The sequence below is a fragment of the Candidatus Xiphinematobacter sp. Idaho Grape genome (assembly GCF_001318295.1).
Lineage (GTDB): Bacteria > Verrucomicrobiota > Verrucomicrobiia > Chthoniobacterales > Xiphinematobacteraceae > Xiphinematobacter.
Genome location: NZ_CP012665.1, coordinates 296,388 through 323,115, shown reverse-complemented (window position 1 = coordinate 323,115; position 26,728 = coordinate 296,388). Strand labels below are relative to the sequence as shown.

Sequence of the window (26,728 nt, the reverse complement as noted above, 5' to 3'; positions counted from 1 at the left end):
TACAAGGGGGACTCCTATTTTTTAAATGCCATGAGTAGAATTTTACAGGAGATAGAAGCTAAGATTGAAAGCATTAAGACTATCAGTCCGGCGCAAATCTACGTGGGAGTGGTTCAAGAGATTGGTGATGGAGTTGCGCAGATTGAAGGGTTAAGTAAGGCTGTACTCAACGAGATGCTTGAGTTTCCCCGAGGGGAGGTTGGATTAGCTCTCAATCTAGAAGAAACTAGCGTTGGTGCGATCATACTGGGTGATTACACGAGTATCCGCGAAGGCGATGAAGTCCGTTGCACTGGGAAACTGCTCCAGATACCTGTTGGACTAGCCCTCTTAGGGCGTGTAGTAAATGCCTTAGGCATACCTATCGATGGAAAGGGTCCCATCCCCACCAAGGACTTCTATCCTCTGGAGCGTAATGCTCCTGGTATTATCCAGCGTCAGCCGGTCACTCAGTCTCTACAAACTGGTATTATTTCCATCGATGCGATGACACCAATCGGTCGTGGCCAGCGTCAGTTAATCATTGGAGACCGGTCTACTGGAAAGACCACAATCGCTCTGGATACTATTCTTAATCAAGCTGTAATTAATCACGCGGGCACCCACAATCCGAATTTCAGGCCCGTCTATAGCATTTACGTCGCAATTGGACAGAAGAGCGCTAGCATCGCCCGCGTTGTCTCCATCTTAGAATCGCGAGATGCTCTACGTTATACAGTTGTTGTCTGTGCCAGCGCTTCGGAGAGTGCAACTGTTCAATATATTGCCCCGTTTGCCGGGATGAGTATGGGAGAGTGGTTTATGGAAAATGGTAGGGATGCCCTGGTTGTATTCGATGATCTTTCTAAGCATGCTGTTGCCTATCGCCAAATTTCTCTTCTGCTGAAGAGACCCTCTGGGAGAGAGGCCTACCCAGGAGACGTCTTTTACCTGCATAGCCGCCTTTTAGAGCGTTCTGCGCGTCTCAACATAGGAGTAGGGAATGGTTCTTTAACCGCATTACCGATTATTGAGACGCAAGCTGGCGATGTCTCATCGTATATTCCAACAAACGTTATTTCGATTACCGATGGCCAAATTTATTTAGAGACTGAGCTTTTCTATCAAGGCGTGCGCCCGGCTATCTCTGTAGGCCTTTCCGTTTCCCGTGTGGGCTCCGCTGCTCAGGTAAAAGCAATGAAGCAAGTTGCCGGAAAGATCAGAGGGGATCTTGCGCAGTTTCGTGAGTTAGCTGCCTTCGCACAATTTGGGTCAGATCTAGATGCAAAAACCCGCCTACAGCTAAACCGCGGCCAACGCATTGTAGAGCTTTTCAAACAGCGCCAGCACTCCTTGCTTAGCCTGCATCATCAAATCATCTTCCTTTGGGCGGCGAAAAACGGGTTTTTGGATGCCCTAGGGATAGATCAGGTCCGTGAGTATAGCACCAGACTTATTGAATTTATGGATTCTAGGAAGAGCGCGTTGGTAGAAAAAATCTCCAAAACACAACAAGCGATCGACGATGTGCTCGAAGAAGAGCTAAAGCACGCCCTGGAGGAATTTGCCAAGCTTTTCCTCTGAAGCTACCTTCCTATGCTAGGTACACGAGAGATTCGGCGACGAATTAAGTCGGTCAAAAACACCGCTCAAGTTACGAGAGCAATGCAGTTGGTGGCAGCTTCCAAAATGCGCAAAGCCCAGGATAAAGTCATTGCTGGACGCCCCTATGCAAAACTCCTCGGCCGTATGCTGGAACGTCTTACCGAAAAGGGAACCGACTTTTCCTACCACCCGCTGTTGGACCAGCGTAATTTCCACAAAGAACTAGTCTTGATGCTCACCACAGATAAGGGGCTATGTGGCGCCCTAAACACCAACCTATTTCGTGAGACTATGGCCCTTAATAGGGAAGTAACGCAATTTATCTCTGTTGGAAAGAAAGGCAGCCAATTTCTAGGCCGTACGAAACGACGCCTCGTTGCAGAGTTTTCACTGCCAGACACTCCGTCCTTTTTACAAACCAAGACTATTTCAAAATTCATGATTGAGAAATTTGTCTCTGCCGAAGTCAGTCAAGTCAGCATCCTCTTTCCTAAGTTTCTCAATACCCTTACCCAACGGCCAAGAAAATTAGTTCTTCTTCCCCTATCCAATTGTTACAACAAAGAGAAAGTCGCTGTGGAGCCACAAGAACATTCCTCTGTAAATGATGGAAGTCTTTTTCTTTTTGAACCCTCTCCAGACAAAGTGTTGGACGCTATCCTTCCCTATTATGTCCATTTTGAGGTTTACCAGATGATATTAGATGCCCGTGCCTCTGAGCACAGCGCACGGGTGGTAGCAATGAAAAGCGCCACCGACAATGCTCATCATCTTGTTAAAGACCTAACACTCGAGTATAACAAAGCGCGCCAAGCAAGCATTACTACGGAGCTTCTCGAGATTTCTACTGCCCAGTTAGCAACAGAATAGTTCCTTCAAGAGCTTTATGAGTATAGGAAAAATTGTTCAGGTAATTGGACCCATCGTGGACGTAGAATTTGACCCTACTGAGGGCTCATTACCAAGGATTTATGATGCTTTGGAAATAGTTCACATGTTGCAAGGTAGGCGTCATCGGGTGGTCTTAGAAGTCCAGCAGTATCTTGGAGCGCACTGGGTTCGGACCATTGCAATGTCTTCAACGGAAGGATTGGTGCGAGGAGGGGAGGCTACTAACACAGGAGCCCCTATTTCCGTACCAGTGGGCCAAGGAGTTTTGGGCCGTATCCTAAATGTGATTGGAGAGCCGGTAGACGAACGTGGGCCCGTCTTGGCAGAGAAGCACTATCCCATTCATCGTCCGGCTCCATCGCTTCTCGATCAGAATACTAGGATAGATATTCTTGAGACGGGCATTAAGGTCATTGATCTGATATGTCCCTTTACGAAAGGAGGCAAGGTTGGTGCGTTTGGGGGTGCTGGTGTAGGAAAGACCGTTGTAATTATGGAACTTATCAATAACATCGCCAAGGGGCACGGAGGACACTCGGTGTTTGCTGGGGTTGGCGAACGGACCCGAGAGGGAAATGATCTTTACAATGAAATGCTAGCAGCAGGGGTTATTGTACAGGAAGAGCCGAGTAAGTCGAAGGTGGCACTCGTGTATGGCCAAATGAATGAACCCCCCGGAGCACGTTTGCGCGTAGCATTAAGTGCGCTTTCAATAGCGGAGTTTTTCCGGGATGAACAAAATCAGGACGTGCTCCTATTTATTGACAACATCTTTAGATTTTCCCAAGCAGGATCTGAAGTATCGGCTCTCTTAGGCCGTACTCCTTCAGCTGTTGGATACCAACCAACCCTTGCTGCAGAAATGGGAGATTTGCAGGAGCGTATTACCTCTACTAAAAAGGGGTCTATTACTTCCTTTCAGGCAGTTTATGTACCTGCAGACGATTTAACAGACCCTGCCCCTGCTAACACCTTCGCGCATTTGGATTCCACTATCGTGTTGGAACGATCAATTGCAGAGTTAGGGATTTATCCAGCCGTCGATCCTCTGGCTTCTACGTCAAGTGTATTAGCATCTGAGACTGTCGGAAAGGAGCACTATTCCGTAGCGAACCGTGTACAGCGCGTCCTCCAGCGCTATAAGGATCTGCAAGACATTATTTCCATCCTGGGAATGGACGAACTTGTCCCTGAGGATAGGCTACTAGTTTTCCGCGCCAGGAAGATTCAGCGGTTTCTTAGCCAGCCATTCCATGTGGCGGAGGTCTTTACAGGGGTGCCAGGTCAGTATGTTCCTATTGCAGAGACGGTTCATGGATTTAGGGAAATCCTAGATGGGAACCTCGACGATGTACCAGAAAGCAACTTCTACATGAAGGGAAACATTGAACAAGTTAAATAGAATATGGAGAAACTTTTACTTGAGCTTGTTACACCCTCTGAATGTATTTTTTCTGGAGAAGTGGATACAGTGGTCATACCAGGAAAAGAAGGTGAGCTTGGGATTCTGCCTGGACATTGCCCCTTATTGACCGAAATTGTCCCAGGGGAATTATATTTCCGGAAAAATGGTGCAGAGAATCGGCTAGCAGTTGGGGAAGGTTTTGTAGAAATAGTGCCCACTCAAGTGTCAATTCTAACTGACCTTGCCATTTCAGAAGAAAATATTGACGAGAAAAAGGTAGAGGAAGCAGTTCGTCGTGCAGAAGTGGCTATGCGTGAAGGACATATGAAAGAAGAAGAACTGGCGTTCGTTCGAGCAAATCTAGAAAAGTCTATTGCACAGCTCCGGTTAAAACGGAGGCGATACACGAGGGGTGGCCTGCCGTAAGAATTTGCTCGCTTATTTTCCCTCCGCCTGTTTGAACCCGAGCCCGAGCGGGTGAAGGGGCTCGAACCCTCGACATCAACCTTGGCAAGGTTGCACTCTACCAGCTGAGTTACACCCGCATACTAGGCTCCTCTCCCAGAGGGGAGGGGAAGAAGGGATCAAAACTTATGGTCAAAGTCAACGTTTATCTTTCTCGTGTGGTTTGGACAGCAACAAACTCAGCATAGGGAAGGACAAACTTGCGAATACGGAGGGTAAGCCTTTTAACTGGAAACTCCAGAAGCAACGTGTCAGAGATTTCCGCAGCAAGGGTTTCCATCAGTCGCCATTGGCCCACGGCGCATAGGCTTCGAATCCTTTGTGCAAGGGCGCTATAGTCAACCGATGGTTGAGTACTTTTCTGGGCAGAGAAGGGACTTTGAGGCTGTATTTGAAGGTCAAGCAGGAGGTGCTGATGGAAGAGGTGCTCTTCCTCAGTTGTTCCAATACGGGTGCAGACGGAGAGTCCCTGAATTTGAATGACATCATCTTCTAACACGGAGAATGGGGAGAGTTGAGGTTCTGCGGGGAACTCCAGCATTCCAACTTTCTTAGCCCCCTTCCTGCATCACAATTCCTGGATGCTCTTGTCGCGGCAGTGGGAGCCTCCTAGAAGCGTAGTTCACGAACAGTCATTTTCCCAAACCTTTGTTGTAGCCTTGTGAGAATTCGAGGTTTCCAAACACGGTCTAGCTCATAGCGAACGGAAGATTGATGAACTTGAACATACAAAACGCCCGATTTTAGACAGACAGGTGTAGAGTGACTAGCAAAGAAGCCCCCTACCATTTCTTTCCAGGCCTCCAAAACCGTGTTTTCACCCGGGCGTTCGCTCAGATTCAGCTTTCCGAGAAATGCTTTGAGTATTTCTCCTATTGCGCAAAAGCACCCGCTAGTCTCTGTTGGCCCTTCCGGATATCCACGCCACTCAGCAACTACACGCAACCTGCGCGCCTGCGGCTTCCCTGCTGCCCTCCAGTTCTGTGGACTCGCTCTCCTCCATTCCCTCGCTATTTCGTTAGAAACCACAGGCGCGCTTTTACTCTTGTATCCCGGAATCTCCAATAGCTTCTACTGGGCAGCCCTCCAAGGCTTGCTGGCAAAGCTCAACCTCTTCAATTGTTGCTGGCTGCTTATAGACGAAGGAGCGTCCTTCATCATCATTACGCTTAAAATTAGCAGGAGCAGTTTCCCGACATAGATCACAGTCGATGCACTGATCATCCACGTAAAACCTCCCAGAAACATTCTCCGGATACCTATTGTTAAAGTCAGCCATTTCAGTTTAAATGTCGATGCTTCCTCAGATAAGAATAAGACACGGTAGGAACGGTAAGCCTAAAATAGGGAAGAAGCAAGCATTACCGGTTACTCTCCATAGATTTAACCTCTTACTTACATGACAGATCTCCCTAAGCAAACAACATGTTCTGCAATCATACCTATCGTACCTAAGGAGGGGTGGCATGTTTCGCATTCGTTTTTTCGGATAAACCATGCACAATGGAGGTCTTTTACGGAACGAGGGCATGCTGGAGCCCTAGAGCATTTCTCATCTGTAGTGCAGAGGATTCGCTTGGAACCAAACACCCAGTTGCTTACTCTGAGTACGGTGGGGGCTAAGGCTGATGTGGGTTTTATTCTTATCTCTCCAGACCTACATATGGTGGATCACTTTGCCAAGCAACTCGCAAGATCGTTGGGCCCTCAGGTTATGGAACCCGTACTGAGTTGGTTGTCAGTAACTGAACTGAGTGAGTACACAACGACCGAAGCAGAGTATATGGTTGACTTGAAGAGAGAAGGGGGCTCAGGAGCCTGTGACCAAAAGCTTGAGATAAAGCTGGCAGACTTCCGCAGTCGGATGACAAAGTATTCGCAAGACCGTCTCTATCCTTGTTTACCTAACTGGCCAGTGGTCTGCTTTTACCCAATGTCTAAGCGGCGCTATCCCTCAAAAAACTGGTATGCACTAGACTTTATGACAAGGAAAAGATTGATGGCCGGACATGCACGTCTAGGCAGGACATACGCGGGAAGGGTACGGCAATTGATCACCGGTTCAACCGGTTTGGATGACATGGAATGGGGGGTCACTCTTTTTGCACACACTACGTCGGATATTAAGGCAATTGTTTATGAGATGCGATTCGATTCAGTTAGTGCAGAGTACGCGGAATTCGGTGAGTTTTTAATTGGGTTGCAATTGCCCTTAAATGATTTGTTCTTTCGATTAGGGTTGTAAACCTTGTTAAGCTTTATTCTAGACTGATCTTCCCCAACGGATGGATTTGGACCTCCTCGGTAAGTTCCTGATGCGAGAGGATAGGAACGGTTGGAAGGTCAATTTCCAGCAGTTTCCTTGTGTGGCGCCTGATATCCATAGACGTTAGGATGACAGGCGTGGCGTCGTCTAGATAGGCTGAGGCTGTCCTGCCTATCAGGCTTTTCACCGCGTTTACAATGTTAAGTGCCACGGTCGGTTCTAGGGCAAGAAAACTCCCACTTGAAGTTTGTCGAATTGCCTTACGGATTTCCTCTTCTACTTTGGGTTCAATCAAGTAGGCAGAAAGGACGCCTTTCCCTCCGCTAAAACGGTGACTAATGTAGCGGCGGAGAGCAATTCGGACATACTCGACCAATAGCGCAGGATCCTTTTCTCTACTACCCCACTCTACTAAGGCGTGGAAGATTGCATTTAAATTTCGGATAGAGATCTCTTCCTGCACCAGGCGTTGAAGCACTTCGGTAATTCTTTGTATTGGTACTATCCGTTGGACTTCACGTGTTACCTCTCCACATTCCTTTTCCATCTTATTGAGGAGGGTACGTGTCTCTTGCAGGCCGAGAAATTCCCATGCATGCTTGCGCAATACGAGAGAGACATGATAGGCAAGTAGCTCCGATGGCCTCATGAATGTAATGCCTAGCTGTTGCAGGTTATGGAGGAAGGTCTTTGGAACCCAATTAGCAGGGTGCTGATCAACCAGTTCTACGACAGGAGTAAAATCAACACCTAAACCATGCAGTCTGTCCGAATCTGCGTAGACATAGAGACTTTCTGGCTGAAAGGCACCCCCACTTACTGGTACCTCTTGCAAAAGGACCTGGTATAAAAAGCCATTCCTGGGGAATTTCTTAAAGCGAAAGTGAATCTCGGGAAACGGCACCCCTAGGTCAGCGCAGAGTGCCTTGCGTATTTTAACAAGTTCAGCACTAAGTTCGAGTGGTGCAGTCTGCTGTTGAACATCCTGGTCGATGTCTACTAGTATCCTGGTGAATATAAGTTCATCGCCTTCTTGGTCTTCTGCTTGAAACGAGGAAGCAAGTGGAGACTTCTTCTGCATGATGAGCGCTATTGGCTTGGTCTTGACATTGCGCTGCAAAATGATGCCTAGAGCGGTAACGGCAGCCGAGATTACGGCAAATTGTAACTTGGGAAACCCAGGGATCATCGAGAAACCGCCTAGTACGACTCCACCAATAATTATAGCTTTAGGCACTGCAGATATTTGTCTAAAGATATCACTTCCCAGGCTGCTGCGTTCGTCTGAACTAACACGCGTGGTGATCATGCCAGCTGTGATGGAAATGAGCAGTGCTGGAATTTGAGAAATAAGACCATCTCCAATGGTTAATACGGAGTAAGTGGTAACTGCCTGGCTTACCGCCAGGCCATTTTGGAACACTCCAATGCAAATACCAGCAGTGATATTGATGGCGACAATAATGAGTGAGGCGATAGCGTCTCCTTTAACAAACTTCATAGCACCATCCATAGCTCCAAACAGTTGACTTTCCTTCTCTAGAACCCCACGTCTGTGCTGTGCTTCTCGAATGTCAATAGCACCCGCACGCATGTCAGCATCAATGCTCATCTGCTTGCCAGGCATGGCGTCTAAGGTGAACCTTGCCGCCACCTCTGCCACTCGTTCTGCTCCCTTGGTAATGACAATAAACTGAATAATAAGCAGGATCAGAAATAAGACCGTACCTACTACAAAATTCCCACCCACTACGAAGTTCCCAAAGGTAAAAATAATCTCTCCGGCAGAAGCCTCCATGAGGATCATGCGAGTTGAAGTAATATTAATTGCTAGCCGAAACAGTGTCGTAATGAGTAAAACACTGGGGAATGTAGAAAAGGAAAGGACCCTAGGGACATAAATGGCCATCATTAGGAGTATCACGGAGAGCATGAGATTAAGCGTGATCAGCGTGTCCAACAACCAGGCTGGCACTGGTACTACTAGTAACAGAACGATACAGATGATGATGGCAGCGATGTAGATGTCGCTGTAGCGCCGCTGGTTTCTGAGTGTGAGAGAGTGTATTTTTGTCAAAAGCTCTTTCATGGAGGAAGGGCCCGACACTCTAGGGTGAGTTGGTTGAATGCTAGGGTCTTACTTAAGAAGTTTTTTATAGTAGGTGTGGTAAGTATCTGATGATGCAGGTCATACCCCATTAAGGTGATGAGGTACGCTCTTTGCCGGAAAGGGAGTGGTTGCGGATCTTCTTCAGTTATTCCCCTTAGAGGGCAGCTTTGCCTACGGAGGCTGTCAGAAAAAACAAGGGGCGGAAAGGCTACAATAATTTCCCGTCTAAGACAGCAGTTGGAGATCTAATCAACTGTTAGCAGTTTTCCATAGGGCATTCATGTTAACAAGTGTGCGTGTAAGATGTTCTTTTCTCATTTTCGTTCCATTGTTTTTAGAGAACTCTTATGTCCTTGGGAAAATTTTTTGCAGAATCTCCAGAAACCTGAGTGTTAACTTATACTAGTGAGTGTGCAGAGCGATTCCAGGCACGTTTACAACCTTCGAGAGCTATTCCTCTGGATTCTTTCCGGTGAGCTATGTGTAAATCCAGTCTACTGTCCAACAATCATCATTACGGACATATTCTCCTGAATTCCTTACCTAAAAGCTCTAGCCCTTGATAAAGACAATGAGCGGTGGCTTCTTGCTGAGAAAAGAGAAGCCCAATGCCTAAACGGTCTGGATTTCGAATCCAGACTCGCACGGGCCTTGTGGAAAGGAAAAAAAAATGAGTCGCGCTAAGGAGCTCCAAAAGGGTCTCCTTGCTGAAGGAAGGTAGAGTCTTACTTAGTCGCATCAGGAGATGACTGTCCTTATGGATAAGGTCAAGCTCTCCCAACGATTCTATACGTAGACGCACAGACTTCCCAGGAGGAAGGACCAAATTGGACAGCCCTAACAGATTTCCAAAGTCCTTTAGCACTTGTTCCATAAGAAAACAAAGAGGATAGCTCTCCTACATCTTAGTCTTGTCATTCTTCCAGAATGACCGCGTTGTCGAGCGCATCCTGAATGGCACAGAGAATGTCTTCTCGGCGCTCCGGGCCACGGAATAGCCTCATGGGAAAATCATGAACTAGCTGATAGAGCTGGGTAAAAAAATAGATGTAGGCTTGTGGGGAGGGAGGAATCTGCGCTTGGTTCGCCAACTCGTGGAACGCTTCTGCCGTAGGTACGTCTCGATTCAGCATTTCGAGGAGTGTCCACAACAAAGCATCTGCGCGATCTAGTTCCGTTCCTTTGGGGGGAGTGGCAAGATCTTCCTTCAAGAAATGCCTATCAATGATAGTCAAGAGATGTTTGCTAAGCTCTAGCTCCCTTACCAATGAACGAACGAGACATATGCGATCATTGAGTAAATGAAGGAAAGCGGATTCTTTGCTGGGGATCGGCGTGTTTAGATCCTCTGCTAAAGCACCAAGAAGAAAATCCATGGATGCGTAAATGAATCCTAGGGCAGTGTCTTCCTCGGGGAATTTCTGAGATCCTATCTTTTTTGGTTCCACTATATGAACTCTTTGCGAAGTAGAGACACGCAGAGACATTAGGGTCAGTCTGCATAAGAACTTATCCTGGGCATAACCCATGGTCGATAAATCTGTCTATTTTTTCCTTCCCCCCTGGCTGTCTGGATTTTCTTTAGGTCTAAAGAGGAAACGGAAGCGTGTAGGTAGTGTGTGCACAACAAAATCATAGATTTCCTCTTCACTCATGTCAGAAAGTAGTACGGATCGATACACCTCGCGCAACGTGCGAAAATGCTCAACCCGCTCTCCAGCAAAGAGTGTAATGGTAGAGTTAATGTTATATCCAGCACGGATGGCAGGCCCATTTTCTTCCACAAGGATCTGAGCAAACTGCCGGAGCATCTGCTCCATATTGTTGCCCTCAGCCATACCGTTTTCCATTTGCGCAGCAGCGAGAACAGCTGCATGTTGCACGGATGGGTCATCAAATATCCGTTTGCTTAGTTCCCGAATGTTAGAGAGGTCATAATCCCTCTTTTTCTGAATGGACTTTAACTCAGCGAGGAAGTCGTGGAATAAAGCACCGTACACACCAGAAAAATCACCGAGTGTCTGTGATGCAATTGATTCCTTGGCGCTCTCAAATAGCTGATTGACCTGACCTAGAAAAATGGCCCTCCGTCCTTCCTGGTACTGCTGTGCTATCTCGAGTTCTGAAAGGATCCCCTGCAAATCGAAACTGACGTCCCCCATAGCGTCCTGTGTAGCACCCATCTCAACAGTCATCCCCTGAAAAACACCCCTTTCTTGAGGGCCTGGGGAGGAGGGACTAGCCTGTTGGATCGGCTGAAGTGAAGCAATGTCAGACATAAAATACAATCCACGTTGTAGGTTCTTTTTTGCATATTAGAAAGGGGCTTTCTTCTACTTGAGAGAGATTATGGGAAACTTAAGAGACTTGTGGTATTCGCATCGTTAACCCGCGCCTGTATGCCTGGAATAGAACAAACACATGCCCTTTCTGTGCAACAGGCTCCGTCTCCTCTCATGCAACGGAGCCTCCAGATCTTACAGGCATCGCTTAGTGAACTTAAACATCTGGTAGGAAATGAAATGAGGGTGAACCCCACTCTGGAAGAGGTGACCTCCTCAAGGGATTTTTCTCTGCTAGGAGGGGAACCTTTTTCGCTCCAAGAGGAATGGGATACCTATTTTGTACAATCCAACTTTTCTTCTCTAGCTGCAGAGCAGCATCATCATTTGATTAACTCTCTAATAGAGGCTAGTACACTACAGAGCTCTTTGAGGAAAGAGGTTGTATTAATGGAGACAAAAGCAGAAGACATCAGTATTGCACTACTAATCATAGGCAGTCTAAACGAGGCAGGATATTTAGAAGCTTCCGTTGAGGAAATCGCCAGCTTGGCAAAGGCACGTCCAGAGGATGTGGACGCCGTGTTACGCCAAGTTCAGAGTCTAGATCCGGCTGGAATAGCGGCGCGCAATTTGCAGGAGTGTCTTCTCCTACAACTCAGACGCCAGGGGAAAGCAACCCACTTGGAAAGTAGAATCGTCAAGTTGTGCCTAAACCAACTGGCACATCGCAGATTCAAAGAAATCGCTAGGGTACTCCAAGTCCCTCTTGCACAAGTGTGTCGGGCAGCTAATCACATTGCCCAGCTAGAGCCTAGGCCAGGGAGGATATTAGAAGACTCCGTTGAACCTTTCGTAACTGCAGAAGTTACTGTACGGAAGGGGAGAGATGGAGAGTACCACCCCATTCTCAACAACGCAGGTTTGCCACGTCTACGAATTAATTCTCTCTACAGAGAACTACTCTCACGAGAGGGAAGTAACAGAGAAGTGCGAGAATACATCCAGAAGAAAATCCGAGCTGGCCTCTTCCTTATTCGCAGTATCCAAAAGAGGCAACAAACTATCCTAGGTGCTGCCGAGCAGATTGTTATCCGTCAACAGAAATTTTTTGAGGAAGGTTTTACTGGCTTATATCCCATGACCATGGGGGAAATAGCCAAAGCAATAGGAGTTCACGAGACTACCGTTAGTCGAGCAGTTTCCGGAAAGTATATGGATACCCCCTATGGAGTCCTTGCAATGAGACGTTTTTTTACTTCCGGATATCGGACCAAGAGTGGTGGTTTCACTAGTAGTGAAAGTGTGCGTGAAGAGATCCTAAGAATAGTTGCTGGGGAAGATAGATACAATCCCTTCCGCGATCAAGAGATAGTCGCCCTCTTGAGAGGAAGGGGACTTCTGGCCACACGCCGTATTGTTGCGAAATACCGTGTACAACTCTCCATCTTGCCAAGTTACTTGCGCAAAAAAGTCCCAGCGCCTTAGCGATGTGTCGGCTGACACTGTACAATTACGAACCACAGTCTACGAAACTTAGGGAAAATAATCTGGTAAATAGCTACAGAGTCAACGAGTATATGGGAGCCTGTAGAGTCTACGGAAAAAATCCTGGGAGAATATGGATGGCATGGTTTCTCTCATTTGCCCTGTAGTGTAATGGTAACACAGCGCCCTTTGGAGGCGTTATTCATGGTTCGAGTCCATGTGGGGCAGAAAGGGCAAAAAGATACCACAGCTATAGTCCTCCTTCTGCCGATTAACATCTAGACAGCAAGAAGTGTGGCCTGGAAGAAAGACCGGATAAAATAGTCACCATCTTAGAAGAAAATATTCACATGATCCCTGGAAGAAATTTCTATGAAGCTTTCTTCCCACACTAAGCATCGGGTTTTGGTGGCCACGCGAAATCCCGGTAAGTTCCAGGAAATGCTGGAGCTTATGTGGCCAAATTTTGAACTCCTGAGAAGGGAAGCTGCTTCCGAAGCCCCAGAAATAGAAGAAGATGGAGATACTTTCGAGATTAATGCACGGCTGAAAGCAGAAGGAGTTTCAAAGTTCTTCCCGGGTTGGGTGCTGGCTGAAGATTCCGGAATAGAGGTGGATGCCCTCTATGGGGCACCAGGGGTTTATTCGGCTAGATTTGCCGGGGCGAAGGCAACAGATGCTCAAAACCGTACCTTGCTTCTAAAGCTTCTGGAGAATCTGCGTGTACCAGAGAAACGGCGCACGGCACGTCTTCGCTGCGCACTTGCCCTAGCCAGATCCGGAAGGCTTCTCCTAACAAGCAGCGGAACTGTAGAGGGAAGAGTCACAAGAGAAGAAAAGGGGAGCGGTGGCTTTGGCTACGACGCACTCTTTCTCCCCACCGGCTTCGGGAGGACTCTCGCAGAACTTCCAACTGCAGTCAAAAACAAAATAAGTCACCGACGGGACGCAATTACGGCATTGTGTCGTCTCTGGTCTGTTAAAATGAAGCAACTGTGACGGTGTGACGGATGACCTTACTGCCGGAGCACAAATTTTCTCCTGGATGGGCTGTACTACAAACTACATCATCAGTAAAGTTTTGAATGGGAAGCGTATTTCCCCGAGAGAGGTACGGTCTCTTTATAGACTTCCGCTCAGCATATTAGGCGGGCTTGCTGATGCCAGAAAATACCTTACAAAGTCAGGGTGTCGTAGTAGCGAAAGGCCCAAGGACAGAATTGTGACTTACATCGTTGATCGAAACATCAATTACACCAACGTTTGCAACGTTTATTGCAAGTTTTGTGCATTCTATCGTACAGAGAAAAGCAGCGACCACTACGTCCTCTCGTTGGAAGAAATTGACCAAAAGCTGGCTGAATTGGACGCTATTGGGGGAGTTCAAGTGCTTCTGCAAGGAGGACATCACCCAAAGCTTGGAATCGACTATTATCTCACCATGCTAGAACACATCCGTAAAAGGTATCCACGGATAAATATTCACGGATTCAGTCCACCGGAATTCTATCATTTCGCAGAAGTATTCAAAATGCCTATCAGGGAAGTAATTGCGCGTTTTCATGAGGCAGGACTGGGATCTATTCCCGGTGGAGGTGGAGAAATTTTAGTGGATCGTGTGCGTAGGCACATCTCCCCACTAAAGTGCAGCGCTTATCAATGGTTAGAGGCCATGCGTACTGCCCACGAGTTGGGTATCCGATCAAGCGCTACTATGATGTTTGGACATGTAGAAACCCTCGAGGAGAGAGTGGAGCACTTGGTACGATTGCGAGCTCTTCAGGACGAAACGTGCGGGTTTACTGCTTTCATTTGTTGGACATTTCAAGCAGCACATACTAGGCTCCGCGCCAGCCCGGTGGGCGCGGCAGAGTACCTTCGAATGCAAGCCATTTCTAGGATTTTCCTGGACAACTTTAGGAATTTACAGAGCTCTTGGGTAACCCAAGGGCCGAGAATCGGTCAAATTTCTCTTGGATACGGGGCTAATGACTTTGGCGGGGTAATGATGGAGGAAAATGTGGTAAGCAGCGCTGGAACTACTTTCCATCTGACCAGCAGCGACATTGAAGAACTCATCCAAAGTGCTGGTTATATGCCTAAGCGGCGTAATACTTGGTATGAGTTACTTCAATGATTGTTGTGCTCTCAGTGGGGAGAAAGCGTCCGATACCACCGCACCGCGCGTACTATTTGCATCTAGCGAGCAAAATGCTGATATTCTCTATGCCTCGAAGTTTTTAGCTCCAGATCCATTTATTTATATTCTCCACCTTGGAAAAAAATACCTTATTGTCAGTGATTTAGAGATAGATCGCGCCAGAAGGGAAGCACGGGTGGACTGTGTGATCTCTTCTAGCAAATTGGCCCTGGAACTGGAAAAGGAACAGGCTCTTTATTCGTCCTCCTCAGAGGAGGCGAGAATACTGATCCTCTTTCTAAAAAAACATGGAATTTCTCGGGTGGAGGTTCCAGCAACCTTCCCGCTGTTTATAGCTGATAGTTTGCGGAGAGCCTATATCTCTGTACAATGTGTCCCAGATCCGTTCTGGCCACAGCGAGAGAAAAAATCCCCTGCAGAAATTCGGTACCTTCAGCGCTCCCTAAGCATTGCTCAAGCGGGCATGAAGCGGGCCTTTGAGGTACTCCGCGGTGCTCGGATCGGCAGGCACAAGATTTTATATTGGGGTAGAACACCTTTGACCTCGGAACGGCTGAGAGCAGAAATAGAGATTTGTGTTGTTAGACGGGGAGGGACAGTTCCGCACGGTTCCATTGTTGCCGGAGGAGGTCAAGCTGTTAATCCCCATGAAACTGGGGGCGGTCCTCTTTTTGCTAACCAACTCACCATAATCGATATTTTTCCACGTCACGCAATATCGGGGTACTTTGGAGATTTGACAAGAACGGTAGTAAAGGGGCATGCCTCGGACGCGCAGCGGCATCTATGGAAAGTCTGCCTACAGGGACAAAAGCAGATACTCTCTCAAATACGGCCTGGAGCGCTTGGCCTAAACATTCATCGCGGCGTTAGGGACTTCTTTGCCAAGAATGGATATCCTACAAAAATGCAAGGGGGAAGATGGAGTGGATTTTTCCATAGTGCTGGGCACGGATTAGGGCTGGAAGTGCACGAATATCCTCGATTTGCGAGCGTCCAGTTTCTTCCTAGTCAGGTTTTTACTGTGGAGCCAGGTATCTACATCCCAGGATTGGGAGGGGTACGCCATGAAGACGTGATTCAGGTCACTAATCAGGGGAGTAAATTGCTCACCCGGTTACATAAACCCCTCGAGCTCTAAACCACAGTGATATTAGTAAGATGTACCAGATGTACCGGCTGAATTTTATGCCATGGAATAAGATTCCTATTGGAAAAAGTGAAGGAAAGGTTATCCTCGCCTCGAATCTGGTAATCGTTTCATGAAAGTAGACTCTTTTTTTCTGTATGCCGTGTTGATTGGGATACCCTTCTTGCTTGGGATCTATGCCCAGGTGAGGGTTTCTGGTACGTTTTCTCGCTGGAAGGGAGTTCCTGTTGGAATAGGATTAACCGGTGCAGAGGTAGCCAGAGAAATTCTTACGGCTGCCGGGATTCACGACGTAGAGGTCTTACCCATTGAGGATATGTTGGGCGATCATTACGATCCGTCCTCTAAACGTCTTTGCCTCTCCCCAGATGTATATAGGGGAGCATCCGTAGCCGCTGCTGGAATCGCTGCACACGAGTCTGGTCATGCTATCCAGCATGCGCGCGCGTACGCCCCTCTTCATCTCCGCATGGCTATCGTTCCTGTTACTCAGGTAGCGTCACAGCTGTTGCCATTCGTAATTTTGGGTGGCTTTTTCTTTCATTTCACAGGACTCATTACAGTCGGCATTATTTGCTACCTAGTTCTAACTCTGTTTCAGCTAATTACTCTGCCTGTAGAGTTTGATGCCTCTGCGAGGGCCAAAATAATTCTGCAGCAAATGGGGATTATAGGTGGCCGGGAGGAAACAAGAGGCATAAGTGACGTATTGGACTCAGCAGCGCTCACTTATGTAGCGGCATTCATCGCCTCTTTAGGAAACCTCATCTACTTGTTTCTTAGTCGACCCTCATCCAGGGACTAGTAGGGTGTCCTCTACTTTCGCTAAGCCATGTGTTTTAACTATCGCTGGCTCAGATAGTTCAGGTGGTGCGGGAATTCAGGCAGATCTGAAGGCTATCAGTGCACAGGGATGCTATGGCCTAGCGGCGTTGACGTGCATCGTAGCAGAATCTCCAGAGAGGGTAGCGGAAGTCAAGACGTTGTCGGCTCAGTTGGTAGCCAGTCAAATCAAGGTTTTATTTGAAGGGTTTCCTATAAGGGCGGTCAAGACGGGGCTTTTGCGATCGTCGACAATTGTCCGGATGGTTGCAAAAGTGCTTAAGCAGCTTGCCAAAGCTCGTGGTGTGCCCATTGTGGTCGATCCCGTGATGCTTACCTCTACAGGAGATTCTCTTGTATTTACCACAATAAGTTCCTCTTATCTGAGAGATCTAATTCCTCTAGCCACTCTTGTTACTCCCAACTTAGACGAACTAGGAGTATTTGCTAAAAAAAAGGTCAATACTTACACGGAAATGAGGCAAGTAGGGCGCAGGCTTTCAAGGGAGTGGGGAATTCCACTCCTTCTCAAGGGAGGACACTTACGTGACAAGGTTGCTAGGGATCTCCTTGTGGCTCCAGCCGGAGAGGAGTGGGAATACAAATCCCCCTTTCATCCTGATGTTATGGCCCATGGTACTGGATGTACTTTTTCTGCCGCTATTACTGCTCAGCTGGCCTTAGGGAAGCCACTAGAACAAGCGGTGGACATTGCCAAGGGTTACATGGATCTCGCTGTCCGTTGTCATTTGGCTTGGGGAAGGATACAGGTTCTAGAGCATTTTCCTAACCTGCCGGCACAAAAGTGAGGGATAAGTCAAGCCACTCCTGCAACGTCACTTCTCCCCATCTAAAAAGATGGACTACACATGATATGAAACGTGTATGCCTTCTTACTTGAGCGACATGGCTGGAGGTAATATAAGACCCTTTCATTCTTAGCAATCTGTATGGAATTGCAGGACTTTTTTTAACTCGCCAACAAGACGCCGGTTCTGCTCTGGAGTGCCGACTGAGATGCGAATCCATTCTGGTAACATGTAGCTCCGCATCGCGCGTATGATAATACCACGTTGCAGCAGAGCGTGAAAAACGGCTTCCCCACTCCTGCCAGTATGCACCAAGATAAAATTCGCCTGGCTGGGTATGTATCTTAGTCCGAGAGCACCAAACTGCTCCTGCAAGTAGGAACGTCCTTCGCAGACTAGCTTGTATGTGGCCCGAATGTGCTCTTCATCCCCTAGAGCAGCTAAAGCTCCCGTTTGGGCAATACCATTTACATTAAATGGCTGCCGGATTCTCTGCAGAACTTTAGCAACTTGAACGGGAGCAAGTCCATATCCGATCCGCAGATTTGCCAGCCCGTAAGCCTTAGAAAAGGTGCGCATGATAACGACATTTCTATTCTCGCGAATGTAGCGCAGAATATCCGGGGGAGAGTCTAGAAATTCACGATATGCTTCATCAAAAATGACGAGCACATGTCCTGGAACTCGATTCATGAAGGAATCGATCTCTTCCTGTGTAACAGTAGTCCCAGTAGGGTTATTTGGATTAACAATACAGAGCTGCCGCGTGTGGGGTGTAACAGCTTGGTACATAGCTTCCAGATCGCAGGAATATTCTGGAGAAGGAATTTGCACCGTGTTTGCACCGAACAGACCGGCTACTAGTGCGTAGATAGCAAAGCTATATTGAGCCGTAATCACTTCATCTCCAGGCCGCAAAAAGGCATGGCCACATAATTCAATAATTTCGTTGGATCCATTCCCTAGGACAACATTTTCGGTCGCCAAGCTACATCTTGTGGCAATAGCCTCCCTCAGGGAAAAACCTCCCCCATCAGGATACAAATGGGACCGAGCCATGGCTTGCCACATTGCTCCAAGTGCCTTTGGAGAAGGACCTAATGGATTCTCGTTTGATGCAAGTTTTAGAATCTTTTCGGGAACAGAACCTATTTCTCGAGCAAGTTCTTCGATGGGTTTTCCTGGCTCATAGGCAACTAAATTGAGAATATGAGAGCGCACAGAGTTCCGCATGAGAGAGATAAAACAACGGAGCATCCCCGCATAAAAGAAAAATGCGCTCAGTCTCCACAGATATTGAGAAGAAACTGTGTACTCCGCTCGTAAAGGGAGTGGTAGAAGGCCCGCTGCTGCTAGGAAGCTACTCTGAAGAAAACTGCTCAAATTTAAGAAAGCTTTCGAAGTATTGTGCCTCCAAATAGCACCCGTTGCTCGGGACGGGATTCGAACCCGCATGCCTTACAGCATACGCCCCTCAAGCGTACGTGTCTGCCAATTTCACCACCCGAGCAGACGACACAGAAAACCATTCCTCGCCAAGGAGGCTCGCCTCTATGAGACCGCTGGATCAGCTCACCATTCCGGCTAGCTCTCAGCAAGACAAAATTTTTCTTGAATATAGTGGAGGGATAGTCCACAGTGCCGGCGTGGCGGCTGGTGCTGGGACCTCAGCTCTGGTTTCTGCGTGGTTTTTCATCATGACGTATGCGATTTTCCAGACCGGCGGCAAACAATACCGTGTCTCCCGGGGGGAGAGTGTTGACGTGGAGCGTCTAGATGTAGAGGCTGGATCAAAGGTGGTCTTCAACAAGGTTTTCTTGACAGCAGTGGGGGGCAAGGTTGCTGTAGGATCTCCCGTGATTTCGGGTGCTGCTGTTACGGCCGATGTTGTTGAGCAGTACAAGGGTCGCAAGGTTACTGCCTATAAGTTCAAACGCCGGAAGGGGTATCATCGCACGGTAGGGCATAGAAGACGGATGACCCGTCTCAAAATCTTGGAGATTACTTTGCTAGAGGGAGAGATACGTAATGGCTCATAAGAGAGGACAAGGGAGCGTTAAGAACGGCAGGGATAGCTGTGGTAAGCGGCTCGGCATCAAGAGGTTTGGTGGGGAAAACGTCCAGGCTGGGAATATTATTGTCCGTCAACGTGGGACCAAATTCCACCCTGGCTACAACGTGGGACTAGGACGTGATCACACTATTTTTGCTCTCTCTTCCGGAAGGGTTCTTTTTGATCGCGGCGGTCGCCGAGTAAGCGTGGAGAAAAAATAGGCTCGGAACTTCTTTTGAGAACTTGAGCTTGAGGATAGTGTACTGGGGCTAGGTTTACAGGGTGTTTGCTTCTTGCCTTTTGTAATGTTTTTTTGGACAGCCTAAAGCAAGGCAAGCTTTGCCCAGCAAGCTTGCCCTACCATTTGGTGTGAAAAACACCTGGCTTGTCCACGCGTTCATAGGTATGAGCTCCAAAGAAGTCACGTTGAGCCTGGATAAGGTTAGCTGGAAGGTTAGGACTACGATAACTGTCGTAGTAGGCCAGTCCTGCACCGAATGCTGGAACTGGGACACCGTTCTGCAGTGCCACACTGATAGCAGAGCGCCAACCTTCCTGACTTCTGGATAGGACACTACAAAAAAATGGATCCAGCATCAAGTTGCGTAAGTCGGGCTTATTCTCATACGCCCGTTTTATGCGGTTGAGAAACTGAGCCCGGATGATACAACCGCCACGCCACACAGCAACGATGTTACCAAAGTTCAGATTCCAGCGGTAGTGCTCACTGGCCTTTGCTAGGAGGTCCATGCCCTGTGCATAGTTGACAATCTTGGAGGCGTAGAGTGCATGCTCCACTGCATTTGCCAGCCCTGCACGGTCACCTGAAAATGGCCTTTGTGGGGGAGCAGATAAAACTCGGGAGGCAACCAGGCGTTCTTCCCTTTTGGAGGAAAGAATACGCGCTTCTATCGCAGCATACAGAACGCTGGCAGTAGCATCCTGGTCAACCGCACTGGCAATCGCCCACTTTCCTGTCCCTTTCTGTCCTGCCTTATCGAGAATAACCTCCACAATGGGCCTGCCGGTATCCGGATCCATTTTATCAAGAATCTGGGCGGTAATTCCAATTAGGTAGCTGTCCAACTCCCCATTATTCCACCTGGAAAAGACCTCGTGGAGCTCTAAATTGGAAAGCCCTAGTACATCCTTAAGAATAGCGTAAGCTTCGCAGATAAGCTGCATGTCGCCATATTCGATACCATTATGGACCATCTTTACATAGTGCCCAGCCCCATCGGGGCCCATGTAGAGACAACAGGGCTCAGATTCCACAACTGCCGCAATCCTCCGCAGAATTGGACTGATTACTTCCCAGGAGTCTGGAGCACCCCCCGGCATGAGTGAAGGCCCCTTGAGAGCCCCCTCCTCACCGCCAGAGATTCCGCAGCCGATAAAATGAATAGACTCCCTGCGCAACGCCTTTTCGCGTCGCTGGGTATCCGTCCAAAGGGAATTACCACCATCAATAATGATGTCTCCTGGTTCCAACAAGGGAACTAATTGGTTAATAGTGGTGTCTACAGCCACACCTGCCTTTACCATAATTACGATTTTACGTGGCCTTGTTAATGATCGAACAAAACTAACGAGGGAATAGGTCGGTAGAATCTTCCCCCCTTTCGCACGACCCTCAGCAAAGCGCTTAGTGACTTCTTGGGTGCGGTTGAACACACTGACGAGAAACCCCTTGCTTTCTAGGTTGAGAGCGAGATTCTGTCCCATGACAGCAAGGCCAATTAATCCAATATCACTGTTACTCATGCGGCAAGTTGATCATCCAATCCACCGAGTATAGACAGAACCCGTGGCCGAAAGGGGGAAGGTCTCATACCCTGCACACATCTTTCAAGAAAAATAGAAGCGATCTGAGCGCCCCCCTCTCCTTTCCCAAGGTCTTTTTCTGCAGCAAAATTTGATCTTCCACCGACAAAATGGGGATGGAGAGCTTGCTTGTTTACCCATTGTGGCCTCCTGCATGGACGCGAGCACTTTTTGTTCTATCCCTTCAGGGGACCTTTCAAGAGCCAAGAGATCCTCCTAGATCAGCGCCCTTTGCAAGACTCTGCAAGGAAAAGATATATACCACGACCATGTTTTACACTAGTCCTCCCTTATGTCTGTAACTCAGCTTTCGGTTTGACGAATCATGTGTTTACAGTAAGAGTAGGGGTTTGCTCGAACATGTGTCACACTATTACAGTAGTTGTCGAAAACAGATTTGGAGTGCTCAGCCGGGTTGTAGGGATGTTTAGCGGGCGCGGCTTTAACATCGATGCCCTTAATGTCAGTCCTACTAGAGATTCTTCTACCTCCTGTATGACCATTGCTGTTCGTGGGGACAACAAGACATTAGAGCAGGTTACCCATCATCTAGAGAAATTAGTGGACGTCATTAGCGTTAAGGATCATCGAGGTGGGGAATACATAGACCGAGAGTTGGTGCTTTTGCGTGTGTGTGCAGGTCCTGGAACCCGTGCGGAGTTGATACAAATCTGTGAAGCTTTTCGTGCAAAGGTTGTAGGCGTGCATCCCACTGAACTCACCATCGAGCTTACCGGGTCGGAAAATAAAATTGCCAAGTTTCTCAGTCTTATGGAGGATTTTAGAATTGAAGATCTTGTTCGAACCGGTAAAGTGGCCCTTCCTCGTTCTCCTTGAGGAGAGCGTCTCTTTTGGTTAAACTTCCCAATATGTCAGCCAAGATATACACTGAAAAAGATGCAGACCTACAGGTGCTCTCCGATAGGACTGTTGCTGTAATTGGATTTGGATCCCAGGGGCATGCCCATGCGCTCAATCTTAAGGAAGGCGGAATCCGTGTCATTATTGGTCTCTACCCCGAAAGCAGAAGCCGCGTTGTAGCGAAAGACTTCGGGTTTGAGGTATGCGACACTGCAGAAGCTGTACGAAAAGCTGATATCCTATTTATTGCTGTACCCGATCTAAAGATCGCGGATGTTTATGAAAAAGATATTTCTCCTCATCTGAATTCGCACAAGACGCTGCTTTTTAGCCATGGTTTCGCCATTCATTTTCGTACTATTGTTCCAGAGGAAAACATGGATATCGTTATGGTTGCTCCCAAGGGTCCAGGTCATCTTGTCCGACAGTTGTTTGTGGAAGGGAAGGGAGTACCCGCACTCATTGCTGTCTACCAGGATCCCAGCAAGCACGCCAGGAGTGTGGCGCTTGCTTGGGCGAAAGGCATTGGTAGTACCAGAGCCGGCGTTTTTGAGACAACCTTTAAGGAGGAGACAGAGACTGATCTATTTGGCGAGCAGACGGTGCTTTGCGGTGGAGTCTCTGCGTTGATCCAAAAGGGATACGAAACCCTTGTCGAGGCCGGTTATCAACCTGAAATGGCTTACTTCGAAGTTCTTCATGAACTAAAGCTTATTGTCGATCTTATTAATGAATCTGGGATTAGTGGGATGCGTTTTTCGATCTCTGAGACTGCAAAGTACGGCGACATAACTATCGGACCCAAGATCATTGATACATCTGTGAAAGAGCGGATGCAAGCTGCTTTAAAAGACATCCAAAATGGGAAATTCGCAAACGACTGGATTCATGAGTATAAGTCTGGTCTCAGGAGATATAGGGCTTTATTAGCTGCTGGGGAAGAGCATCCTATCGAGAAGGTAGGCAGCCGTTTACGTTCTTTGATGCCGTGGATTAAAAGGAGGAACACGAAAGGGACGCAGGCATCTTACTAAACTTTTACTCGCTTAGCTTGGAGGGCGATCGCTATCTCGGAAGATGTTAGGCAATTCATCACATCTCGTGGAGTGAGCCCTCCTCTGCGAGCGCTACAAACTCCAAAAGACACATCTTGGATATCTCTCGCTGAGTGAGCATCTGGATTGATTACGCACTTCACCTTTTTCTCGCGAGCAAGTGGCCACCAGCTATACTCCATATCTAGACGGTTTGGATTGGCGTTGAGCTCGATCCATGTGCCCGCCGATGCTGCAGCTTCAATTACCGCCGGGATGTCAACTTGGTAAGGCAATCTCCTGAGGAGCAGACGACCGGTCAAATGGCCGAGTACAGTGACATATGGGTTAGACAGCGCTCGGATTATACGGCGCGTCATTGCTGCCGCTGATAATGAGAAGGAAGTGTGGACAGAGGCTATGGTGTAATCTAAGGATGCGAGCACTTCATCTGAAAAATCAAGCCTGCCGTCTTTCAGGATATCGCACTCTATCCCAGAAAAAAGATGAAACCTCTCATAGGTAGCATTCAGCTGTGAGATTGTCTTACACTGCTCCATAAGGGCCCTCTCGTTGAGGCCATTTGCTTGCACTAAGCTTTTACTGTGATCAGAAATTCCCAGATACTGAAAGCCAAGCTTCATGCCTGCTTCGGCCACTCTTTCTAGAGAGTCGTATCCGTCGCTATCAGTAGTGTGACAATGGAAGGTTCCCTTGAGGTCTTCCATTTTCACTAAGGGAGGGATGTTCTTTGCTGCTGCGGCAGCAAATTCTCCGTGATCTTCTCTTAATTCTGGCGGAATAAACTGTAGGCCTAAAGCTTGATAAATGCCCGCCTCATCATCCACACTAGGGACTGCTTGTTTCCGGACGCGTTTCTCTGCAGGGGTAAAACCATATTCGTTGAGAGACCACCCATTCTTCAAGGCTAGCGAGCGTAATCTTATGTTGTGCTCCCTACTGCCTGTAAAATAGGCTAGAGCAAACGGATATTCTTTTTCCGTCACCACACGTAAGTCGCAAGGAATACCCGTCCTGAGTCGAACGGTACACTTGGTAACCCCCTTAGCTAAGACGCTCTCCACCCATGGATGAAGTAAGAAAGAAGACAGGATCCCCCTGCTGGCTTTTCCAGCCACTACAAGATCAATGTCATGAACAATATCCTTACCTCGGCGTATGCTTCCTGCATAGGCAACCAGTGAAACTTCACTCAATCTCTTTAATTCCTCAACCAATCCCACAGCCAAGGGTAACACCTGCACTAATAAAAATTTCCCAGCATTCCGACGCTTGTCCTCCAAGGATCGCAACAGATTTTTGGAAGTTTTTCTTCCAAACCCGGGAAGAGATATGAGCTTTCCCTCTCGGCACACTTTCTCTAAAGAAGTAATGGAAGTTACTCCCAATCCCTCATAGAGAACTTTGACCTTTCTAACACCAAGTCCAGGAATGCTAAGGAGTGTAAGGATATCCTGAGGAAGTTCCCCGCACAGCTCTTCGTAGAACTTAAGATGACCCGTTTGTGTGAGCTCAGATATTTTTTCGGCAATGGATTTTCCTATTCCTTCAATCGCCTTTACCTGTTCGCTAGTAGCCTCAGCAAGCTTCCAAGGAACCATAGATAACATCTTAGAGGCACGCAAATAAGCTCTTATCTTGAAGGGGTTCTTCTCTCCCTTAAGTTCTAGAAGAAGTGCAATATCATTAAGTATACGGCAATAATCTTTATTAGTTAGTGATTTAGAAGGCATTATCAGGCAGGACAGGTAGTTGTTGTGACACAGCTTAGCCCACTGTTTAACACTAGATTTCTGGCGGAGTGTTTATGCCTAGGTGTGCTAGAGCGTAGTAATTAATACACGTCTGGCGGGACTCTCAAAGAGTTCTTGAAGAGGTATACAGTAAGGGCAGCCCCTCGATGGGAGATGGCTCTTTACTTTTATCCAGAAACTGTCCTCCCTTGAGAGGTTCCCATACCTATCCTATTTCGACTCTTCTAGCAATAAGTCTTGCAGCACTCCTGGTATCTTTGGAAGATGAGGCCACGCTGAGTGGGCTGGAAGGGTATGTGCCTTACTGAGCTACGGCGGCGGAGCAAGCCGTAATATCTCCGTCCATCACATGTTACTGTACCTGTTAAGTACCAACTCGTGGCTTTGTAAGGGTACTCTTTCAGAGTCTCTGGGCGTGCACTATGCGAGTCTGGTAAGTATCACAGGCTGACTTTATGGTATCCGTTGGCATAGGACTAGCTGGGTTTGGAACCGTTGGTGCAGGGGTTTTCCGGGCACTCAAACAAAATGGTGACTTACTTGCACAGCGGACTGGTACGCACTTTGAGATACGGCGCATCGCTCTGCGTGATCCCACCAAAAGCCGACCCCTTCCTGCTCCCCTAGAGATAGTAACCACTAGATGGCAGGATTTAATGACAGATCCTAAAATCTCCATTATCGTTGAACTAATGGGAGGTACTGTGGAACCTCTTGCTCTCCTCCGGTCTGCTTTTGCTGCAAGAAAGCTAGTTGTCACTGGAAACAAAGCTTTGCTGGCTGAACATGGCGCTGAGATCTTCGAACTATCTCGGTCCGCTAACATGCCTGTCTTTTACGAAGCGGCTGTCGCTGGCGGAGTACCAATTATCAAGTCCATTCGAGAGGCCTTTATTGGCAATCGCTTTGAGTCCATATACGGAATTCTCAATGGGACCAGCAACTACATTTTAAGCCGGATGACAGAATCTGAGATGGATTTTCATCAAGCTCTTCGCGAAGCACAATCTCGCGGTTTCGCTGAAGCTGATCCCTCCTTGGACCTTAATGGGTGGGATGCTGCTCATAAAACTATCTTGTTAGCTTCTCTTGCCCATGGGTTTTGGGTGGGTACTTGTGACATCAAGGTGGAAGGGATTGAAACTTTCAGCAACCTTGACATTCGGTTTGCCCGCCAATTAGGCTACAGGATCAAGCTGCTTTCCTCTATCCGTTCGCACCCAGATCGGGAAATTGAGATCTCGGTAGGTCCGGTTTTAATCCCAGCATCCCATATTCTTGCATCCGTTAATGGTGTCTTTAACGCAATTCTTGTCCGAGGGGATATGGTCGGTGAGAGCCTCTTTTACGGCCGGGGGGCAGGGGAGTCCCCCACTGCAAGTGCCGTGCTAGGAAATCTAGCAGAGGCTGCGCTTAGTCTTTCTTCCCCTACCTATGGCAGCCCTGGCCCTCACAATCTCTATGGCCGCATCAAAAACCCCGACTCCTGCCTGGCCCCATTCTACTTACGATTAGTGGTTAACAGTCAGCCAAAGGTTCTTACTCAGATCGCTAGCATTCTTGGGGATGCAAAAATCGGAATTATGTCTCTCGTCCAATCAGGAGGGCAAGATGGCCATCAGATCTCTCTGGTGCTTATGCTCCAAAAAGCGGTAGTGGGGGTAACCAGAAAGGCAATTCGGCAAATTGCTGTATTGCCGTGTGTTAGAGAAAAACCGGTGCTACTGCGCGTTGAGCATTTTGTATGA

General features: G+C 47.9%; 26 protein-coding genes and 3 tRNA genes. 17 read left to right on the top strand and 12 right to left on the bottom strand.

Features of this window, described 5'->3' with window-relative positions; all coding sequences use genetic code 11:
* Nucleotides 1-30: 30 nt before the first annotated feature.
* The 4 genes from atpA to atpC are packed head-to-tail and all read left to right on the top strand — an operon-like array spanning nt 31 to nt 4,306.
* A complete protein-coding gene (gene atpA / locus AMD24_RS01515; RefSeq protein ID WP_062100364.1) occupies nt 31-1,563 on the top strand; it encodes a F0F1 ATP synthase subunit alpha in 1,533 nt (510 codons plus the stop codon).
* A gap of 12 nt (nt 1,564-1,575) precedes the next feature.
* Nucleotides 1,576-2,454, top strand: coding sequence for an ATP synthase F1 subunit gamma (gene atpG, locus AMD24_RS01510; RefSeq protein WP_062100363.1), 879 nt, complete (start codon nt 1,576-1,578; stop codon nt 2,452-2,454).
* A 16-nt stretch (nt 2,455-2,470) separates the two neighbouring features.
* Nucleotides 2,471-3,877, top strand: a complete 1,407-nt coding sequence (gene atpD / locus AMD24_RS01505) for a F0F1 ATP synthase subunit beta (RefSeq protein ID WP_062100362.1) — start codon at nt 2,471-2,473, stop codon at nt 3,875-3,877.
* Nucleotides 3,878-3,880: 3 nt separating this feature from the next.
* On the top strand, nt 3,881-4,306 hold the full coding sequence (gene atpC, locus AMD24_RS01500; protein WP_062100361.1) for an ATP synthase F1 subunit epsilon: 426 nt from the start codon (nt 3,881-3,883) through the stop codon (nt 4,304-4,306).
* A 46-nt stretch (nt 4,307-4,352) separates the two neighbouring features.
* Here atpC and AMD24_RS01495 read toward each other — a convergent pair.
* The 4 genes from AMD24_RS01495 to AMD24_RS01480 all read right to left on the bottom strand — a co-directional run bounded on the left by AMD24_RS01495 (nt 4,353) and on the right by AMD24_RS01480 (nt 5,624).
* Nucleotides 4,353-4,425: transfer RNA gene (locus AMD24_RS01495), tRNA-Gly, on the bottom strand.
* A 65-nt stretch (nt 4,426-4,490) separates the two neighbouring features.
* Complete coding sequence (locus AMD24_RS01490; protein WP_062100360.1) at nt 4,491-4,886, bottom strand: dihydroneopterin aldolase; 396 nt, start codon at nt 4,884-4,886, stop codon at nt 4,491-4,493.
* Between the two features lie 68 nt (nt 4,887-4,954).
* Entirely contained in the window at nt 4,955-5,374 is a 420-nt protein-coding gene (locus AMD24_RS01485) for a DUF721 domain-containing protein (protein ID WP_062100359.1), read from the bottom strand.
* A gap of 10 nt (nt 5,375-5,384) precedes the next feature.
* The gene (locus AMD24_RS01480; RefSeq protein WP_062100358.1) at nt 5,385-5,624 is read right to left on the bottom strand and encodes a ferredoxin; all 240 of its coding nucleotides are present in this window, start codon (nt 5,622-5,624) and stop codon (nt 5,385-5,387) included.
* A 120-nt stretch (nt 5,625-5,744) separates the two neighbouring features.
* On the opposite strand from AMD24_RS01480, the gene AMD24_RS01475 reads away from it, so the two are divergent.
* Nucleotides 5,745-6,590, top strand: a complete 846-nt coding sequence (locus AMD24_RS01475; RefSeq protein ID WP_062100357.1) for a chlorite dismutase family protein — start codon at nt 5,745-5,747, stop codon at nt 6,588-6,590.
* A gap of 13 nt (nt 6,591-6,603) precedes the next feature.
* On the opposite strand, the gene sctV is transcribed toward AMD24_RS01475, so the two are convergent.
* The 4 genes from sctV to AMD24_RS01455 form a co-directional block, all read right to left on the bottom strand.
* Nucleotides 6,604-8,700, bottom strand: a complete 2,097-nt coding sequence (gene sctV, locus AMD24_RS01470; RefSeq protein WP_062100356.1) for a type III secretion system export apparatus subunit SctV — start codon at nt 8,698-8,700, stop codon at nt 6,604-6,606.
* 535 nt (nt 8,701-9,235) lie between these two features.
* Nucleotides 9,236-9,595: a hypothetical protein gene (locus AMD24_RS01465; protein WP_062100355.1), complete on the bottom strand. Its 360-nt coding sequence runs from the start codon at nt 9,593-9,595 to the stop codon at nt 9,236-9,238.
* A 40-nt stretch (nt 9,596-9,635) separates the two neighbouring features.
* Nucleotides 9,636-10,250, bottom strand: a complete 615-nt coding sequence (locus tag AMD24_RS01460) for a TyeA family type III secretion system gatekeeper subunit (RefSeq protein ID WP_082382996.1) — start codon at nt 10,248-10,250, stop codon at nt 9,636-9,638.
* A 15-nt stretch (nt 10,251-10,265) separates the two neighbouring features.
* Nucleotides 10,266-11,000: an HrpJ domain-containing protein gene (locus AMD24_RS01455; RefSeq protein WP_148565168.1), complete on the bottom strand. Its 735-nt coding sequence runs from the start codon at nt 10,998-11,000 to the stop codon at nt 10,266-10,268.
* Between the two features lie 120 nt (nt 11,001-11,120).
* Between AMD24_RS01455 and rpoN the strand changes: the two genes are divergently transcribed.
* The 7 genes from rpoN to thiD all read left to right on the top strand — a co-directional run bounded on the left by rpoN (nt 11,121) and on the right by thiD (nt 17,433).
* Nucleotides 11,121-12,491, top strand: coding sequence for an RNA polymerase factor sigma-54 (gene rpoN / locus AMD24_RS01450; RefSeq protein ID WP_062100352.1), 1,371 nt, complete (start codon nt 11,121-11,123; stop codon nt 12,489-12,491).
* A gap of 157 nt (nt 12,492-12,648) precedes the next feature.
* A tRNA-Gln gene (locus tag AMD24_RS01445) sits at nt 12,649-12,719 on the top strand.
* Nucleotides 12,720-12,863: 144 nt separating this feature from the next.
* A complete protein-coding gene (rdgB, locus tag AMD24_RS01440; RefSeq protein WP_062100351.1) occupies nt 12,864-13,490 on the top strand; it encodes an RdgB/HAM1 family non-canonical purine NTP pyrophosphatase in 627 nt (208 codons plus the stop codon).
* 4 nt (nt 13,491-13,494) lie between these two features.
* The gene (mqnC, locus tag AMD24_RS01435; RefSeq protein ID WP_320408898.1) at nt 13,495-14,628 is read left to right on the top strand and encodes a cyclic dehypoxanthinyl futalosine synthase; all 1,134 of its coding nucleotides are present in this window, start codon (nt 13,495-13,497) and stop codon (nt 14,626-14,628) included.
* A complete protein-coding gene (locus AMD24_RS01430; RefSeq protein WP_062100350.1) occupies nt 14,612-15,793 on the top strand; it encodes a M24 family metallopeptidase in 1,182 nt (393 codons plus the stop codon). Before mqnC ends, AMD24_RS01430 begins: the two co-directional genes overlap by 17 nt.
* A gap of 121 nt (nt 15,794-15,914) precedes the next feature.
* A complete protein-coding gene (locus AMD24_RS01425) occupies nt 15,915-16,607 on the top strand; it encodes a zinc metallopeptidase (protein WP_062100349.1) in 693 nt (230 codons plus the stop codon).
* 4 nt (nt 16,608-16,611) lie between these two features.
* On the top strand, nt 16,612-17,433 hold the full coding sequence (thiD, locus tag AMD24_RS01420) for a bifunctional hydroxymethylpyrimidine kinase/phosphomethylpyrimidine kinase (protein WP_062100348.1): 822 nt from the start codon (nt 16,612-16,614) through the stop codon (nt 17,431-17,433).
* Nucleotides 17,434-17,562: 129 nt separating this feature from the next.
* Here thiD and hisC read toward each other — a convergent pair whose 3' ends face one another.
* Together hisC and AMD24_RS01410 are read right to left on the bottom strand one after the other, a co-directional pair.
* Entirely contained in the window at nt 17,563-18,690 is a 1,128-nt protein-coding gene (gene hisC / locus AMD24_RS01415) for a histidinol-phosphate transaminase (protein WP_082383075.1), read from the bottom strand.
* 171 nt (nt 18,691-18,861) lie between these two features.
* Nucleotides 18,862-18,943: transfer RNA gene (locus AMD24_RS01410), tRNA-Leu, on the bottom strand.
* A 43-nt stretch (nt 18,944-18,986) separates the two neighbouring features.
* On the opposite strand from AMD24_RS01410, the gene rplU reads away from it, so the two are divergent.
* Complete coding sequence (gene rplU / locus AMD24_RS01405; RefSeq protein ID WP_320408897.1) at nt 18,987-19,472, top strand: 50S ribosomal protein L21; 486 nt, start codon at nt 18,987-18,989, stop codon at nt 19,470-19,472.
* The gene (gene rpmA, locus AMD24_RS01400) at nt 19,462-19,707 is read left to right on the top strand and encodes a 50S ribosomal protein L27 (RefSeq protein ID WP_062100347.1); all 246 of its coding nucleotides are present in this window, start codon (nt 19,462-19,464) and stop codon (nt 19,705-19,707) included. The genes rplU and rpmA overlap by 11 nt, the downstream gene beginning before the upstream one ends.
* Nucleotides 19,708-19,843: 136 nt before the next feature.
* Here the strand turns inward: rpmA and gndA are convergent, their stop codons facing one another.
* Entirely contained in the window at nt 19,844-21,250 is a 1,407-nt protein-coding gene (gene gndA, locus AMD24_RS01395) for an NADP-dependent phosphogluconate dehydrogenase (protein ID WP_062100346.1), read from the bottom strand.
* 420 nt (nt 21,251-21,670) lie between these two features.
* On the opposite strand from gndA, the gene ilvN reads away from it, so the two are divergent.
* Together ilvN and ilvC are read left to right on the top strand one after the other, a co-directional pair.
* A complete protein-coding gene (gene ilvN, locus AMD24_RS01390; RefSeq protein ID WP_062100844.1) occupies nt 21,671-22,147 on the top strand; it encodes an acetolactate synthase small subunit in 477 nt (158 codons plus the stop codon).
* 32 nt (nt 22,148-22,179) lie between these two features.
* Nucleotides 22,180-23,205: a ketol-acid reductoisomerase gene (gene ilvC / locus AMD24_RS01385; RefSeq protein WP_062100345.1), complete on the top strand. Its 1,026-nt coding sequence runs from the start codon at nt 22,180-22,182 to the stop codon at nt 23,203-23,205.
* Here the strand turns inward: ilvC and polX are convergent.
* Entirely contained in the window at nt 23,202-24,959 is a 1,758-nt protein-coding gene (gene polX / locus AMD24_RS01380) for a DNA polymerase/3'-5' exonuclease PolX (RefSeq protein WP_062100344.1), read from the bottom strand. The two genes, ilvC and polX, sit on opposite strands and share 4 nt — an antisense overlap.
* Nucleotides 24,960-25,435: 476 nt before the next feature.
* On the opposite strand from polX, the gene AMD24_RS01375 reads away from it, so the two are divergent.
* Entirely contained in the window at nt 25,436-26,728 is a 1,293-nt protein-coding gene (locus tag AMD24_RS01375) for a homoserine dehydrogenase (RefSeq protein ID WP_062100343.1), read from the top strand.